General features: G+C 67.1%; 17 protein-coding genes and 1 pseudogene. 13 read left to right on the top strand and 5 right to left on the bottom strand.

Going from position 1 to position 15954, the window contains the following annotated elements:
- The first annotated feature begins 59 nt into the window (after positions 1-59).
- Positions 60-584, top strand: coding sequence for a DUF1993 domain-containing protein (locus BMW75_RS18335; protein ID WP_076520207.1), 525 nt, complete (start codon positions 60-62; stop codon positions 582-584).
- A gap of 63 nt (positions 585-647) precedes the next feature.
- Here BMW75_RS18335 and BMW75_RS18330 read toward each other — a convergent pair whose 3' ends face one another.
- Positions 648-1145, bottom strand: a complete 498-nt coding sequence (locus tag BMW75_RS18330; protein ID WP_092581315.1) for a VOC family protein — start codon at positions 1143-1145, stop codon at positions 648-650.
- A 73-nt stretch (positions 1146-1218) separates the two neighbouring features.
- Positions 1219-1575, bottom strand: a complete 357-nt coding sequence (locus BMW75_RS18325; protein ID WP_092581314.1) for a DUF1428 domain-containing protein — start codon at positions 1573-1575, stop codon at positions 1219-1221.
- A 171-nt stretch (positions 1576-1746) separates the two neighbouring features.
- Between BMW75_RS18325 and BMW75_RS18320 the strand changes: the two genes are divergently transcribed.
- Positions 1747-2721, top strand: coding sequence for a GlxA family transcriptional regulator (locus tag BMW75_RS18320; protein WP_092581313.1), 975 nt, complete (start codon positions 1747-1749; stop codon positions 2719-2721).
- Between the two features lie 10 nt (positions 2722-2731).
- Here the strand turns inward: BMW75_RS18320 and BMW75_RS18315 are convergent, their stop codons facing one another.
- Positions 2732-3184, bottom strand: coding sequence for a GNAT family N-acetyltransferase (locus BMW75_RS18315; protein ID WP_092581312.1), 453 nt, complete (start codon positions 3182-3184; stop codon positions 2732-2734).
- Positions 3185-3436: 252 nt separating this feature from the next.
- On the opposite strand from BMW75_RS18315, the gene BMW75_RS18310 reads away from it, so the two are divergent.
- On the top strand, positions 3437-5062 hold the full coding sequence (locus tag BMW75_RS18310; RefSeq protein WP_092581311.1) for a methyl-accepting chemotaxis protein: 1626 nt from the start codon (positions 3437-3439) through the stop codon (positions 5060-5062).
- Positions 5063-5067: 5 nt separating this feature from the next.
- Here the strand turns inward: BMW75_RS18310 and BMW75_RS18305 are convergent, their stop codons facing one another.
- Entirely contained in the window at positions 5068-5562 is a 495-nt protein-coding gene (locus BMW75_RS18305) for a hypothetical protein (protein ID WP_139208567.1), read from the bottom strand.
- 141 nt (positions 5563-5703) lie between these two features.
- On the opposite strand from BMW75_RS18305, the gene BMW75_RS18300 reads away from it, so the two are divergent.
- Positions 5704-6492 carry a PhzF family phenazine biosynthesis protein gene (locus BMW75_RS18300; protein WP_092581309.1) on the top strand — a complete coding sequence of 263 codons (789 nt, stop codon included), beginning with the start codon at positions 5704-5706 and terminating at the stop codon, positions 6490-6492.
- Between the two features lie 40 nt (positions 6493-6532).
- Here the strand turns inward: BMW75_RS18300 and BMW75_RS18295 are convergent, their stop codons facing one another.
- Positions 6533-7387 (bottom strand): AraC family transcriptional regulator, encoded by an 855-nt coding sequence (locus tag BMW75_RS18295; RefSeq protein ID WP_092581308.1) that lies wholly within the window; start codon positions 7385-7387, stop codon positions 6533-6535.
- 272 nt (positions 7388-7659) lie between these two features.
- Here BMW75_RS18295 and BMW75_RS18290 point away from each other — a divergent pair, with 272 nt between their 5' ends.
- From BMW75_RS18290 to BMW75_RS18250, 9 genes and pseudogenes are all read left to right on the top strand, one after another.
- Positions 7660-8538, top strand: a complete 879-nt coding sequence (locus BMW75_RS18290; RefSeq protein WP_092581307.1) for a fumarylacetoacetate hydrolase family protein — start codon at positions 7660-7662, stop codon at positions 8536-8538.
- A complete protein-coding gene (locus BMW75_RS18285) occupies positions 8535-9320 on the top strand; it encodes an alpha/beta fold hydrolase (protein ID WP_092581306.1) in 786 nt (261 codons plus the stop codon). The genes BMW75_RS18290 and BMW75_RS18285 overlap by 4 nt, the downstream gene beginning before the upstream one ends.
- 73 nt (positions 9321-9393) lie before the next feature.
- Positions 9394-10710 (top strand): metal-dependent hydrolase family protein, encoded by a 1317-nt coding sequence (locus BMW75_RS18280; protein WP_092581305.1) that lies wholly within the window; start codon positions 9394-9396, stop codon positions 10708-10710.
- Between the two features lie 150 nt (positions 10711-10860).
- Complete coding sequence (gene blaAMZ, locus BMW75_RS18275) at positions 10861-12051, top strand: AMZ family class C beta-lactamase (protein WP_092581304.1); 1191 nt, start codon at positions 10861-10863, stop codon at positions 12049-12051.
- Positions 12052-12175: 124 nt separating this feature from the next.
- On the top strand, positions 12176-12415 hold the full coding sequence (locus BMW75_RS18270) for a type II toxin-antitoxin system Phd/YefM family antitoxin (protein ID WP_092581303.1): 240 nt from the start codon (positions 12176-12178) through the stop codon (positions 12413-12415).
- A complete protein-coding gene (locus tag BMW75_RS18265; protein WP_092581302.1) occupies positions 12412-12807 on the top strand; it encodes a type II toxin-antitoxin system VapC family toxin in 396 nt (131 codons plus the stop codon). Before BMW75_RS18270 ends, BMW75_RS18265 begins: the two co-directional genes overlap by 4 nt.
- 123 nt (positions 12808-12930) lie before the next feature.
- Positions 12931-14205: a Zn-dependent hydrolase gene (locus BMW75_RS18260; RefSeq protein ID WP_092581301.1), complete on the top strand. Its 1275-nt coding sequence runs from the start codon at positions 12931-12933 to the stop codon at positions 14203-14205.
- 259 nt (positions 14206-14464) lie between these two features.
- Positions 14465-15664, top strand: a pseudogene (locus tag BMW75_RS18255) (ABC transporter substrate-binding protein); the annotation flags it as partial.
- Positions 15665-15737: 73 nt separating this feature from the next.
- The coding region (locus tag BMW75_RS18250; RefSeq protein ID WP_139208566.1) for a transposase at positions 15738-15954 on the top strand (217 nt) is incomplete at its 3' end.

Genomic DNA, 15954 nt, shown 5'->3' with positions numbered 1-15954 from the left:
GTCCCGCGGCGTCCGGAGCGCGGCGCGCCGGGCCCATCACCCTGACGGAAATCATCGCCATGCCCCTGTCCATGTACCAGGCGTCCGTGCCTGTCTTTCTCCGCGGCCTGAATGTGCTGGCCGCGCTGCTCGAAAAAGCCGCCGCGCACGCGCAGGCCGCGGGCATCGATCCTGCCCAGCTCGTGAACGCGCGCCTCGCGCCCGACATGTATCCGCTGTCGGGCCAGATCCAGCGCGCGAGCGACGCCGCGAAATTCGCGGCGCAGCGGTTGTCGCAGGGCGAGGCCCCGAAGTTTCCGGACAACGAGACCACGCTCGCACAACTGCAGCAGCGCATCGCCGACACGGTCGCCTACCTGCAAAGCGTGACGCCGGAACAGATCGAGGGCGCCGAAGGCCGCCGCATCACGCTGAGCTTCGGCGAATTCAAGCCCGAGTTCCAGGGCGATGACTACCTGCTGACGTTCGCGCTGCCGAACTTCTACTTCCACGTGACGACCGCCTACGGCATCCTGCGCCAGGCGGGCGTGCCGATCGGCAAGCTGGATTTCCTGGGCGCGTATCCGCAACCCGCGCCCAAGTAGCGGACCCTGGGGCAGGCGGGCGGCCGGTCGGCGCGCGCCGCCTGGCCGGGCCGCCCCGCACGCTTATCGCTTGGCCGGGTCGCCGCAGCCTTCCATTGCGCCCATCTTCGCCATGTTCTGCTGGATTTCCTCGGGCGTGAGGTCCTGCTTGTGGGTGGCGATCGACCAGCGGTGGCCGAACGGATCCACCACCTGCCCATAGCGGTCGCCCCAGAACATGTCGGCCGCGGGCATCGTCACCTGCGCGCCGGCGGCAACGGCCTGCGCGATGGCGGCGTCCGCGTCGGTCACGTACAGGTGCAGGACGGCGGGCGTGCCCTTGAGCGCCTTCGGCCCCAGGCTGCCCCATTCCGGAAAATCATCCATCAGCATGAGGACCGAGTCCCCGATGCGCACGGCCGCGTGCATGATCTTGCCGTTGGGACCGGGCAGCCGCATGAGCTCCTCGGCGTTGAACGCTTTTTTGTAGAAGGCGAGGGCGTCGGACGCGCCCTCGCACACGATGTGCGGCGTCAGCGTGTGCATGCCGTCGGGGATGGGCTTGACTGCTTGGGTGGCCATGATGTGTCTCCAGGTTGTCGCGCGGCCGCGGCCGCGGCGGTGTGCGCGGCGCGGGCCTTGCGTGCGAGTTGTGCTAGTTGCCGACCAGGGTGGCGAATCCGCCCCAGCACATGCGCTTGACGTCGAAGACGCCTTCGCAGCACATGTCCGCCAGGCGCGGGTCGGCCATGACCTTGGCGTTGATCCGGTTGCGGTCTTCCTTGCTGGGATACAGGATCCAGGCGAACACCACGACCTCGCCCTCGCGCGCGCCGGCCGCCGCGCTGAACGACGCAAAGCCTTCGCCGTCGATGTCATCGGCCACGCCTTCGCGGTAGTCCAGCGCGCCGTGCTCGCGCCAGATGCCCTCGGCATGCTGCGCCATTTTCTTGTACGTCTCCAGGTTGGCCTTGGGTACGCACAGCAGGAAACCGTCTATGTATTTGTCCATCGATCACTCCTCACGTCCGTGTTGTTCTGGTTCGAGCCGGGACGCCCGCAAGCCGTCCGGGCCGCCGTCCGGATTTCTGGACCGGCTGGTGCCACTGTATCGGGATCGGCGCCGCTTTCAGATAGGAGATTGCGACAATCTTGCGGGTGGATTGCGTCAGCCTGCGGCGGTATGCTTGGCGACATGAAAAACGTCGCGTTCCTGCTGCCACAAGGGGCCAATATTGCGTCCCTGGAAACCGCGCGCCACGGATTCATGGTGGCCAACGAATACCTGCGCGCCCATGGCCGCGAGCCGCGCTTTCACGTGCGCACGCTGGCCCTGACGCGCGAGGTCAGCCTGGACGAAGGACGCATCAAGGTGGTGGCCGACATGGTGCTGGCCGACGCCACCGACATCGACATCTGCATCGCGCCCCCGCTGCTGGGGTCGGTGTCGGACGCCGTGCTGTCCAATCGCGAACTCATCGAATGGCTGTCGCGCCATCACCGCAACGGGGGCGAGGTCGCCAGCCTCTGCGTCGGCGCCGCGCTGCTCGCGGCGGGCGGCGTGCTCGACGGCCAGCAGGCGGTCGTGCATTGGGTGGCGCAGAACCTCTATGCCAGCCTGTTTCCCTCGGTGCAGTGGACCAGCGACCGCGTGGTGCTGGCCGAAAACGGGGTTTACACCAGCGGCGGCGCGTTCTCGGCGGCGCATCTGGTGCTGCACCTGATCGAGAAATACACCGACCGCGACACCGCGATCTGGTGCGCCAAGTACTTCCAGCTGGACTGGAGCCGCCAGAGCCAGTTGCCGTTTTCCGTCTTCATGGGCCAGAAGTCGCATGCCGATGACATCGTGCGCGCGGTGCAGGAATACATCGAAGGCCGCTATCCGGAAAAGATCACGGTCGAGGAACTGGCCGGCCGCCACGCGCTGGGCCGCCGCACGCTGGAACGCCGGTTCCGCCAGGCCACGGGCAACAGCATCGTCGAATACCTGCAGCGCGTGCGCGTCGAAGCCGCCAAGCAGCGGCTGGAGACCTCGCGCAAGAGCGTCGCAGAGGTCATGTACGAGGTCGGCTACAACGACACCAAGGCCTTTCGCGACATCTTCAACAAGTACTGCGGCATGTCGCCGGTGGGCTATCGCGAACGCTACCAATAGCCGCGGCGGTTCAGCCCTGGTAGCGGTAGACGCGCGTGTCGCGCATCACGAAGCCGGCCGACTCATACAGGTGGTGCGCCGACAGCCGTCCCGGATTGGAGGTCAGGTCCAGCGTGCGGGCCTTCAGTTCGCGGCTCTTGGCAATGGCCGCGCGCGTCAGCGCCATGCCAACCTTCAGCCCACGCGCCTGCGTGTCCACCACCACATCCTCGATCCATGCGCGCACGCCGGTGGGAATGCGAAAGTGCACCAGCGTCAGCGTGCCCACGATGCGCCGGTCAGGTCCCATCGTGGCGATGAACAGGTGATTGCACGGGGCATGGATGATTTCATCCAGGTCCGCTTTGGACAGGGGCGGCGCGCTCTGTGACAACTGGGGCAGCAGGCGCGCGAACGCCTGCACGAGGGTGTCGTCCGCCTGCGTCGCCAGTGCGACATCCACGCCATTTTCCAAGGGTTTCATGCGGGGTCTCCCAGTGCTGCACCGGGCGGTGCGGGACGTTGTGCCGATCTTAGCAATGTCGCCGTGGCGCGCAGGCAGTCGGTTGTCTTTGTCCGAGCGCAAACATCCGCCACGTAAATGTTTGCGAAATGTGTCAGGAACAATACACTAGGGTTTTCCCTTGTTCGATGGCCTATGACATTTCCGTGTGCTGGCGCTGTGCCTGATTGCACGGCGATGACTGGAGATCGACGCTCCTGGACGAAAGACCCCATGAAGACCCTCCGCACCTATTTCGTCAACCTGGCCATCGGCTCGCGCCTGGCCCTGGGCTTTGGCGCCGTGCTGGCGCTGTTGCTGGCCCTGGCCGGCGTTTCGCACTACGAGCTCACGCGCATCGGCAACATCAACCGCACGATCACCCAGGAGACCTGGATCAAGGCCAGCGCCATCTCGACGGTCGACGTGACGACGCGCGCCAATGCGCGGCTCAACCTGGAACTGTTCGTCGACGCGAATCCGGCGGCCGCCGACAAGCTGTTCCAGCAGATCGACGCCAACCGCCAGCGCATCGACGAGGCGCTGGCCACGCTGCGCCCCTTGATGAAGACGCCGGACGCCAGCGACCGGCTGCGCACGCTGGAAGCGGCGCGGGGCCGCTACGTGAAGTCGTTCCAGTCAGTGGGCGCGATGCTGCGCAGCGGCGAGCGCGAGGCCGCCCGCCAGCGCCTGCTGCAAGAGACCCTGCCCACCCTGGAAAGCCTGCAGGATCACATCATCGCGCTGTCGCGCCAGCAGTCCGCCGACATGGACGAAGCCGGCCTCGCCAGCCGCGCGGTCATCGAGGAGGCCGAGCGCCTGAACCTCGCGCTGTCGGGCCTTGCGCTGGCGCTGGGCGCGCTGTTTGCGTGGCAGGTCAGCCGCTCCATCACCCGTCCGCTCGCGCGCGCGGTCAAGGCAGCCGAAACCGTGGCGGGCGGCGACCTGGGCCAGCGCATCGAGGCCGGTTCCAAGGATGAGACCGGGCGCCTGCTCCATGCGCTGCAGGACATGCAGGACAGGCTGGCGGGCGCGGTGCGCGCCATCAGGAATGGGTCTGAAACGATCTCCAGCGCCTCGGGCCAGATCGCCGCGGGCAATGCCGACCTCTCCAGCCGCACGGAAGAACAGGCGGCGTCGCTGGAAGAGACGGCGGCCTCGATGGAGGAACTGGCTTCCACCGTGAAGCAGAACGCCGACAACGCCCGCCAGGCCAACCAGCTTGCGGCCAGCGCATCAGAAATCGCCGTGCGCGGGGGCGCCGCGGTGTCCGCCGTGGTGGGCACCATGCAGGACATTTCGGCCAGTTCGCACAAGATCTCCGACATCGTGTCCGTGATCGACGGCATCGCGTTCCAGACCAACATCCTCGCGCTCAATGCGGCGGTCGAAGCGGCCCGCGCGGGCGAGCAGGGCAAGGGCTTCGCGGTCGTGGCGGGCGAGGTCCGGTCGCTGGCCCAGCGCAGCGCCCAGGCCGCGCGCGAGGTCAAGGCCCTGATCGAGGAGTCCGCCGGCAAGGTGGGCGAGGGCGCACGCCAGGTCGAAGGCGCCGGCGCGACCATGCAGGAGATCGTCACGGCCGTCCGGCATGTGACCGACATCATGGGGGAGATCGCGGCCGCATCGCACGAACAGGCCAGCGGCATCGACCAGGTGAACCGCGCCGTCGCGCAGATGGACGAGGTGACGCAGCAGAATGCGGCCCTGGTCGAAGAAGCGGCCGCCGCCGCGGGCTCCATGCAGGACCAGGCCCGCGAGCTGGTGCGGGCGGTGGGCGTGTTCCGGCTGGCCGAGGATGGCGCGCGGCGCGGGCAGGACGCGGCGCCGCTGCGCGCGCCCGGCACGCTGAGGCTGGCGTAGGCGGGCTATTTGCCGCAGGCGGCCTGCAATGCCTTCATCTGCGGGCTGCCGTCGGGAAAGCGCACGAATTGCACCTGGCTTTCGTCCAGGCCCTCGTCCTTGATGGCGGCGACCAGGCTTTCGTCCATGTAGTAGCTGGTCGTCGGCAAAAAGCCCACGCGCGACTGGCGGCAATTGAACAGCACGTCCGTCACCGAGCGGTTGAAGCGGCCGCGTCCCTTGTCCGCGCCGGGGATGCTCTGGGCGGCGGTGTAGCGCAGTTCCATCTTGCCCCTGGCGTTGCCGGACGCCTGCCGGGTGTCGGGCAGGGCGCCGATCCGGATGGAAACGTTGGGGTGGTCCGGCCGCGGCGGCACGTCGAACCACTGCTGCGCCTGCGCGCCCGCGCTGGCCAATAGCGTGGCCATGGCGGCGAGCGCGGCCATTGCGGGCAGCAGGCGGCGGGCGTTCAGACCCGGGATGCCGGGAAGGCGAGCAAAAACGGCAAACGGTAGGCGCATGGTCGGTCCGTGGTCGAAAGCGGTTTTCTTCTGCCGCCCGCCCGGGGAACGCGGCGGTCGTGGCACGCGTCCGGGCAGGGGCCTCAAATGTAGCAAAATGCGGTCTGGCGCCGCGCGCGCGACACATTCCCCGGAATCATCATGCCCCAATTCGATCTCTATCAAGTAGACGCCTTCTCCGCCACGCCCTTTGGCGGCAACCCCGCGGCGGTCGTGCCGCTGGATGCCTGGCTGCCCGACGACATCCTGCAGCGCATGGCCGAAGAAAACAATCTGTCCGAAACGGCCTACTTCGTTCGCAACGGCGAGGGGTACGAACTGCGCTGGTTCACGCCCGCGGTCGAGGTCGACCTGTGCGGTCACGCAACGCTCGCATCGGCCTATGTGCTCTTCGAGCAACTGAACGCCGGCGAGGACGTGCTGCGCTTTGCCACGCGCAGCGGCGAACTGCGCGTGCGACGCGCGGGCGACCGGCTGGCGATGGACTTTCCGGCCAAACAGCCGCAGGCCGAGGAGATCCCGCCCGGACTGCTGCAGGCGCTGGGCCTGCCGGCCGCGCAGGCCCTGTACCGCACGGACGACTACCTGGTGGTGATCGAGGACGAGGCGCTCATCGCCGGCCTGCAGCCGGACTTCGCGGCGCTGGCGGCCTTCGACGTGCGCGGCGTGGCCGTCACCGCGCCGTCGTCGAGTTTCGATTTCGTGTCGCGCTGGTTCGGCCCGCGCGTGGGCGTGAACGAAGACCCCGTGACCGGCTCCGCGCACACCTCGCTCGCGCCGTACTGGGCGCAGCGGCTGGGCAAGCGCATGCTTACCGCGCAGCAGGGCGGGGCGCGCAAGGGCCAGCTCGTGTGCGAGGTGCAGGACAACGGGCGCGTGGTCATCAGCGGCCAGGCGGCGCTGTACTTGCGTGGGACTATTCATCTCTGAGCCCGGCCGTGCACCGCGGGGCATTGCCACCTACCCCGCGTCATGAAACGCCGGTCAGCAGGTGCGGCGCCGCGCCTGAAGCCGCGCGCCGAAAGCGCGAGGGCGAAACGCCCATGTGATCGCGGAAGAACCGCGAAAAATTGCCGGGAGTGGAAAAGCCCAGGTCCATGGCGACCGACGTGAGCGGCTGTTCCTGATGCACAAGCCTGCGTACGGCTTCTTCCACGCGGACCGCGCTCCAGAACACCTGGGGCGTGGTGTTGAGCTGGTCGCGGAACAACGCAAAAAAATGGCCGCGCGACAGGCCGACCTTGGCCGCGATGTCTTCCACTGCAACGGGTTCGTGGACGTTTTCGCGCATGTAGGAGATGGCGCTGCGCAGCCGGTGATCCAGCGTTTGCGGCCGGGGCGCCATGCCGGGCGGCCGTCCGGCCTGCGAGGAGGATTCGATCGCCGCCTGCAGCAGCGCCTGCACCCCGGCGTCGATATCGTCGCGCGTGTGGCCTAGCGGCGCGACGATCTTGTCCAGGAGGCTCCAGCAGCTCTGGCGGACAGCTGCGTCGATGGGCACGCCGGGCGTGGCGAACTGAAACGGCCGGCCGGTGGCGGCGCGGCGTTCGTCCAGCCACGGCCGGGCGATGTACAAGACGAGGAACACCGCAGGCCCCGAGCGATCGAGCAATCGCGCGTCGTGGGATTCATAGGTGTTCGTGCCCAGCGCAAGGTGCTCGTTGTAGCGCACCAGCTTCGACCCGACTCGGGCCTCGGCTCTGGAGCCGCCCAGCCAAAGCGCCAGCTGCACCTCGGCATGCGCGTGGGCGATCAGGTCGCCCCGCAATTCGAGTACGACCGCGCGGCCAAATGCGCCTTCGTGCAAGGCATACGTCTCTTGCATGATTGTCTCCATGGTTTTGGTCGGACGATGAGCGCGTTCATCGCCGTCGGGGAGCCTCGTTGTGCCCCGGCCTTTTTCGGGAATTTTAGGGGCGCTTGACACGTTTTCAGGTACCCGCAGGGGCTAGGTGTATTCACCTAGCACGCCATCTGACTCTGCGATAAGTTCCCGCACTCGGCGATAAGCGCCGGCCCCGTGCCGTCTTTACAGTGGTGCCTAACGGTGTGGCGAAAGTCTGCCGACCGATTTTCAAAGGCTTGAAGGAGACTGCGGTGCGCATTGCAAGTTACGTATTCAACGGGGAGCCCGGCGTCGGGCTGGTGTCGGGCGATGGCCTGTCGGTGACGCCGCTGGCGCTTGACCACGCGGCCAGGCAGATCGGCGTGCAGGCCGTGATCGACCTGCTTGCGGCGGGCGGCAGGCTTGCGGAGGCGGGCGCGCCCCTGCCGCTGGCGGACGTGGTCCTGCGCGCGCCCTTGCCCCGTCCGCGGCGCAATCTCTGGTGCGTCGGACGCAACTACCATGCGCATGCCAAGGAGCTCTCCGAGTCGGTTTTCAAGGATAACGATGCGGACCCGCAATCCTGGCCCATCGTGTTCACCAAGGTGCCGGAATGCGTGGTGGGGCCGCGGGCACAGGTCCTGCTGCCAACCGGCGTGTCGGAACAGATCGACTACGAAGCCGAGCTGGGCGTGGTCATCGGCAAGGCGGGCAAGAACATATCGCGCGGCGCAGCCCTGGACTACGTCTTCGGCTACACCGTCATTAACGATGTCACCGCGCGCGACGTGCAGATGCGGCACCAACAATGGGACATGGGCAAATCGTTCGACACCTTCTGTCCGATGGGCCCCTGGATCGTCACGGCGGATGAGTTCGATGGGACCAGGACGCGCGTGCGCTGCTGGGTCAACGGCGAACTCAGGCAGGACGGCCTTACCGAAAACATGATCTTTGACATTCCCTCCCTGATTGAAACGATTTCGCGCGGCATCACGCTCTATCCGGGCGACGTGATCGCCACCGGGACACCGGCCGGTGTCGGGATGGGCATGAAGCCCGCTCGCTATCTGGCGGCAGGCGATGTAGTGCGGGTGGAGATCGATGGCCTGGGGGCCATCGAAAACGCATTTGTCCAGGAGCAGGCATGACGACGCGCATCATCAATGGCCTCTCGGTCGAAATCGACGGCGCAGGCCCCTCGCTCCTGTGCATCCATGGGCTGGGCGGTTCCTCCAACACCTGGACCCCCCTGATGGACGCCTTTTCCGGCTTTCAGGTCATCCGCCCGGATCTGCCGGGCAGCGCCCGATCGCCGTTGCCGGGTCGGCCCTTGTCGATCGAGGGCTATGTCGAATCGATGGCACGCGTGATCGATGAACTGGGCGGTGAGCCCGTGCATGTCGCGGCGCACTCGCTGGGCACCATCGTGGCCCAGCATCTTGCCCTGCGACACCCGGCCAAGGTCCGTTCGCTGGCCCTCTTCGGCCCGCTGACCTCGCCGCCCGATGCGGGCAGGCCCGGCATTCGGGCGCGGGCGGCGTTGGCGCGGGAGGGCGAGGCGGCATTGCAGGAGATCGCCGACGCCATCGTCAAGGGCGCCACCAGCAGCCGCACCAAGGCGCAACAGCCCGCCGTCTTGGCCCTCGTGCGCGAAAGCGTGATGCGCCAGCCGCCGGAGGGGTATGCGCAGAGCTGCGAAGCGCTTGCCGATGCGCAGGCCGCGGACCTCGAACGCCTCGGCATTCCGGCGCTGCTTGTCACGGGCGACGAAGACGGCGTCGCGCCGCCGGTCAACGTGCAGGCCATGGCGGGGCGCATCGCAGGCAGCCGACACACGATCCTGCAAGGCTGCGGCCACTGGACCACGTTTGAGCAGCCCCAGGCCTGCGCTGAGGCATTCGCGGCGTTTCACGCGGCCCGGTCCGGCTAGGGTCTTTTCGGAACATTCCGACGCTCCCCCCCATAAGAATGCCGGCCCCCGACGGGCCGCGAGGAGACTTTTCATGTCCAGAATTGCGATTACCAACGTTGTCGTCTTCGATGGAAGCGGCGAGGACGTCTTCGACGGCGAAGTCCTGGTGGACGGCACGCGCATCGCCGAGGTCGCGCGCCTGCCCGAGCGGGTCAGCCGCGAGGGCGCACGCGTCGTCGACGGCAACCGCCGATTCCTCATGCCCGGGATGACCGAGGCGCACACGCATTTTTCCTGGAACGACCAGCCCACGCTGGCGGCCATCCAGTTCATGCCGCCGGAAGAACATATCCTATGGTGCGTGCGGGTGGCCAGGCGCTACCTGGAAATGGGGTGGACTTCGGCAATCGGCGCCGCCGCCGCCAAGCCCCGGCTGGACGTGGTGCTGCGCAACGCGATCGAGGCCGGCGAATGTCCGGGGCCGCGCTACCTGGCCGGCAGCCAGGAGATTACGACCATCGGCGCGCTGGGCGACAACACGCTGCCCCACATGCACTTTGAGGAACTGAGCTTTGGCAGCGTGTGCAGCGGCCCGGAGGAGATCCGCCGGTCGGTCCGCACCTTCATCAAGTACGGCGTCGACCATCTGAAGATCAACCTTTCGGGCGAGTACATCGCCGGCCTGCCGGCCGAGATGTCGCCGTTCGCCGAGGACGAGATCGCCATGCTGGCGAACGAGGCCAAGCGGTACGGCAAACGCGTCGCCGCGCACGCGCGGTCCAGCGAATCGGTCAAGCAATGCGTGCGCCACGGCATCGAGATGATCTATCACGCCAGCTTCGCGGACGACGAGGCGCTGGACATGCTGGAGGCCAACAAGGACAAGCACTTCGTCGCCCCGGGCATCGGCTGGCTGGTGCGCACCGCCTACCACGCGTCCGACTACGGCATCACGCCCGCCGTCGCCGAGCGCATGGGCTACAAGCGCGAGCTCGAGATCGCGGCCGAGAGCCTGCGCAAGATGCACAAACGGGGCATACGCATCCTGCCCGGCGGCGACTACGGTTTTGCCTGGATGCCGCATGGCACGAATGCCAACGATCTCCAGTATTTCGTCGACTACATCGGCATGAGTCCGGTCGAGGCGCTGGTGGCGGCAACGCGACTGGGCGGGCAGATCATGCAGCGGCCGGATGAGCTGGGCATGCTGCGGCCGGGCTACATGGCGGATGTCGTCCTGGTGGATGGCAATCCGCTACAGAACCTTGCGTTGCTGGCCGATCCGGACCGGATCGTCCTGGTCATGAAGGACGGCAAGGTCTACAAGGACACCGGAGCAGCGGTTCAGGGCGGCGCGGCGGGGTTGGATGCCGCCACCGTCCCGCTTGCCGAGCCTGCGCTGGCGTGAGGCAAGGGTCCGGGCGGCGTTCAGGGCAGGGGGCGTCGCTTCGCCCGCTTTCATGGGGCGCGCGATCAGGGGGGGCGTTGGCGCGGTACGATTCCGCATTGCCGCGCCGCGCCTCCCGCCGGCTGTCTGGCGCCACCCCGAGAACCTTGCATGAACATCCGCAGACACTTCTGCGCCGGCGTCGTCTGCGCCGGCCTGCTTGCCGCCGTGTCCGGCCCGGCCTTCGGGCGCTCCGAACTGCCTTACATCGACAGCGTCATCAACGAGGCGGCCCGCGCGGTCATCCGCCAGCATGACATCGCGGGCATGGTGATCGCCGTCACGCACCAGGGGCGGCAACGCTTCTTCACCTATGGCGTGGAATCGCTGGGGACGCGGCGCGCGGTCAACCGGGACACGTTGTTCGAACTGGGCTCGATCAGCAAGACCTTCACGGCGACGCTGGCCGCCTACGCGCAGGCCAAGGGCCTGCTGGCGCTGACGGACAGTCCGGCCAAGCACCTGCCCGAGCTGGCCGGCACCGACTTTGCCAAGCTGACCCTGCTGAACCTGGCCACGCACACGACGGGCGGGTTTCCCCTGCAGGTGCCGGACGCGGTGCGCGACGACGTGCAGCTGATGCAGTACCTGAAGGCATGGAAGCCTGAAGACGCGCCCGGCACGACGCGCACCTACGCCAATCCCAGCATCGGGATGCTGGGGGTGGCCACCGCGGCAAGCATGAAGCAGCCGTTCGCCCAGGCATTGGAAAAAGACCTCTTTCCGAAGCTGGGCCTGTCCAGCACCTATGTCAATGTGCCCGCGGCCAAGGCGTCGCGGTATGCGCAGGGCTACAACAAACAGGGCGCGCCCGTGCGCGTGAATCCGGGCGTGCTGGCGGCCGAGGCCTATGGCGTGAAATCCAGCGCGCGCGACATGCTGCGCTACGTCGAGGCCAGCATGGACATGGACGTGCTGGACAAGGACGTGCGCCGCGCCATCGCGGATACCCACGTCGGCTATTACCAGGTGGGCGGGATGACGCAGGACATGGCGTGGGAGCAGTTTCCGTATCCGGTGGCGCTGGATACCCTGCTGACCGCCAACGCCGGCACCCTGAACAGCCAGAGCCATCCGGCCAAGGCCTTGCTGCCGCCCCTGGCGCCGCAGGCCGATACCTGGATCAACAAGACGGGTTCGACCAACGGCTTTGGCGCCTATGTGGCCTTCGTGCCCGCGCGCAAGCTTGGCATCGTCATCCTGGCCAACCGCAACTATCCCAACGAGGCCCGGGTGCGGCTGGCGGCCGAGATCCTGGGGGCGCTGGACAAACCGCCGGCCCCGGGCCGTGCCGCGCGCTGAACGGGGCGCGGATCCGGCTTGTGACGACGACGCCCGGCTGGGCGACGGCTATAAAATGACTATTTTTGATAGTCATTTGTTGGTAAAATGACCGCCTGAACTGACTATTTTCCGAGAGGGCGCCATGCCCAGCCAGCACGTTTCCAAAACCGAGTTCAAAGCGCGTGCGCTTGAACTTTTCCGGCAGGTCGAAGCAACGGGGGAGCCCATTGTCGTGACCGACCACGGCAGGCCTGCCCTTGAAATTCGGCCGTATCGTGCCGTGGCGAAGCGCGATCCGCTGGATGTGCTGCGCGGCTCGGTCATACGGTTTGACGACCCTTTGTCTCCGGTCGGCGACGATGCGTGGGAGGCTGCGCAATGATCGCATTGGACACCCATGCGCTGGTGTGGTGGGCAGCGGGCGACTCGCAGTTGAGTCGCCCCGCACGCGACGCGATCGAGGCTGAGCTGCAGGATGGCGAAATCCTGGTTTCGGCCATCAGCGCATGGGAAGTGGCCATGTTGACCAAGGCGGGACGTCTGGCACTGACCATGGACGCAGAGGCTTGGCTGGAGACGGTTGCCCAGGTGCCAGCGATTCGGTTTGTTCCGGTGGATGTGCGAATTTCGGTCCAATCCGTGGACCTGCCCGGGGACTTCCACAAGGATCCCGCCGACCGCATCATTGTGGCGACGGCGCGGCATCATTCGGTGCCTTTGATCTCTGCCGACACGAAGATTCGCGATTACCCGCACGTTCAGACCATCTGGTAAAGGCCCCGGTTTCAAGGAGAAAGGCCGCAAGACGGCCGGTATTTGCAAGGCGCTGGTACACAGCCCAGAATCGTGCGCATGCCTGGCCGCGGCGCCGCGGCCGTTTCCCTACCAGGAGTTCACATGAGCCTTGCCCCCGCATCCGAGACCTTGGCCGACCTGCGCATCGATGGCGCGCGCCTGTGGCAGTCCCTGATGGATCTTGCCCGCATCGGGGCGACCGAAAAAGGCGGCGTCTGCCGGCTTGCGCTGACCGACCTGGACCGCCAGGGACGCGACCTCTTCGTGCGCTGGGTGCGCGAGGCCGGCTGTGAGGTCCGCGTGGATGCGATCGGCAATATCTTTGCCCGGCGCCCGGGGCGCAACCCCGCGCTGCCCGCCGTGATGACGGGAAGTCACATCGACACGCAGCCCACGGGCGGCAAGTTCGACGGCAACTATGGCGTCCTGGCGGGCCTGGAGGTGCTGCGCACGCTGAACGACGCCGGCGTGCAGACCGAGGCGCCGCTGGAACTGGCGGTGTGGACCAACGAGGAAGGCTCGCGCTTCGTGCCGGTGATGATGGGATCCGGGGTCTACGCGGGCGCGTTCACGCTGGCGCACGCGCTGGAACAGCAGGACCGGGAAGGCGTGAGCGTGCGCGACGCGCTGGCCGCGATCGGCTACGACGGCGCGCACGCCGTGCCGCCCGCGCAACCGGGCGGGGTGGGCGCGTATTTCGAGGCGCACATCGAGCAGGGGCCGGTGCTGGAGGCCGCCGACACCGTCATCGGCGTCGTGTCGGGCGCGCTGGGCCAGCGCTGGTACGACGTGGTGCTGACCGGCGTGGAGGCGCATGCCGGCCCCACGCCGATGCCGCTGCGCCGCGATGCGCTGCTGGCCGCGTCCGACCTGGTGCATGCCGTGAACGAGATCGCGCTGGCGCATGCCCCCGATGCGCGCGGCACGGTGGGCTGGATGGACGTGTTTCCCAATTCCCGCAACGTCATCCCGGGCCGCGTGCGCATGACGGTGGACCTGCGCGCGGCCGACGACGCCACGCTGTCGGCGATGGACGCGGCCCTGCGGGCGGCGGCGGAAAAGGCGGCGCAGGCCCGTGGCGTGGCGGCGCAGGTCGAGCAGGTGGTGTACTTTGCGCCGCAGCCCTTTGCGCCCGCCCTGGTGCAATCCGTGCGCGACGGTGCGCGCGACCTGTCGCTGTCGGCCATGGACGTGGTCAGCGGGGCGGGGCACGACGCGGTCTATCTGGCGCGCGTGGCGCCGACCGCCATGATTTTCGTGCCGTGCAAGGACGGCATCAGCCATAACGAGATCGAGGACGCGCGCCCCGATCACCTGGAAGCGGGATGCAATGTCCTGCTGCGCGCCATGCTGGCGCAGGCCGGCATCGCCCCCTGATTCGCGGGCCTGCACCAAGGCGGCGCACGGTGCGCCGCCCTGGTGCCGCGGCCGGCTCCGCCCGGCGTTCTGGTATTCCCTGACCCCTTGTCTGCCTTGTCTCGGGGCGCCTGCGGCCTCTTCATATGGCATGGATATTGCTTACACAAACTTTGTGTACTAACTCTGTGCACGTGCGCCGCGCGCTCGCGGGCAGGCGCCGCGCCAGAGTTGGATTCCTCCCACGGCTTTACCCCATGCAAGACATTGGAGAATCACAATGCAGACACGGAGTATCCGCATCAAAACCCTGGCCGCCGCCATCGCGCTGGCCGCCGCAGGCGCCGGGGCGCTCGCGCCCGTCGCGGCGCACGCCGAAAAGGTGCTGCGCATCGGCATGACGGCGGGCGACATCCCCCGCACGCTGGGCCAGCCCGACCAGGGCTTCGAGGGCAATCGCTTTACCGGCATTCCGATGTACGACGGGCTGACCCAATGGGACCTCTCCAAGAAGGATGAGCCCAGCGTGCTCATCCCCGCGCTGGCGGTGTCGTGGGAAGTGGACGGCGCGGACAAGACCAAGTGGGTCTTCAAGCTGCGTCCCGGCGTGAAGTTCCATGACGGCTCCGATTTCAATGCGGACGCCGTGGTGTGGAACGTGGGCAAGGTGCTGGACAAGAGCGCGCCGCAATTCGATCCCAGCCAGGTCGGCGTGACGGCCTCGCGCATGCCGACGCTGAGATCCGCGCGCAAGATCGACGACATGACGGTGGAGCTGACGACGTCCGAGCCGGATTCGTTCCTGCCCATCAACCTGACCAATCTGTACATGGCCTCGCCCGCGCAATGGAACAAGAAGCTGGCCGAGGTGCCGGCGTCGGTGACCGATGCGGCCGAGCGTTCGCAGAAGGCGTGGGCCGCCTTCGCGGCGGATGCCTCGGGCACGGGTCCGTTCAAGATGTCGAAGTTCGTGCCGCGCGAGCGCCTGGAAGTCGTGAAGTTCGACGGCTACTGGGACGAGAAGCGCCGGCCGAAGATCGACCGCGTGGTGATGCTGCCGCTGCCCGAGGCCAACTCGCGCACCGCGGCGCTGATGTCGGGCCAGGTCGACTGGATCGAGGCGCCCGCGCCGGATGCGTTCGAGGCCATCAAGGGCCGCGGCTTCATCATCTACTCCAACGAGCAGCCGCATGTGTGGCCGTGGCAACTGTCGTTCAAGGAAGGCTCGCCCTGGCTGGACGCTCGCGTGCGCAAGGCCGCCAACCTGTGCGTGAATCGCGGCGAGCTCAAGCAGCTGCTGGGCGGCATGATGGGTGAACCCAAGGGCACGGTGCCGCCGGGCCACCCGTGGTGGGGCAATCCCAAGTTCGACATCAAGTACGACCCGGACGCCGCGCGCAAGCTGATGACCGAGGCGGGGTACTCCAAGGCCAAGCCCATCAAGGTCAAGGTGCAGACGTCCGCGTCCGGTTCGGGCCGAGGCTGTGTGAAAACTCTTTGACGCCGCTACGGTGATCTAGATAGAGTTTGGTATCTCGATCCCGGGAGTCGACATGCCCCGATTCATCGAAGGTCAGGACCGGCAGCAGGTAGCGTTGATCCCGGAATGCCTGGATGACTTCATCGCCGACGACAACCCGGTGCGCATAATCGACGCATTCGTCGACGAGCTCAACCTGGCATTGCTCGGATTTGAGAAGGCGGCGCCAGCAGCTACCGGCCGCCCGTCGTATCACCCGGCTGTGCTGCTGAAGATCTACATCTACGGCT

The sequence above is a fragment of the Achromobacter sp. NFACC18-2 genome (genome assembly GCF_900108985.1).
Classification (GTDB): domain Bacteria; phylum Pseudomonadota; class Gammaproteobacteria; order Burkholderiales; family Burkholderiaceae_B; genus Achromobacter.
Note: the sequence above shows the minus strand (reverse complement) of the source record. Positions and strands in the feature narration are given on the sequence as shown.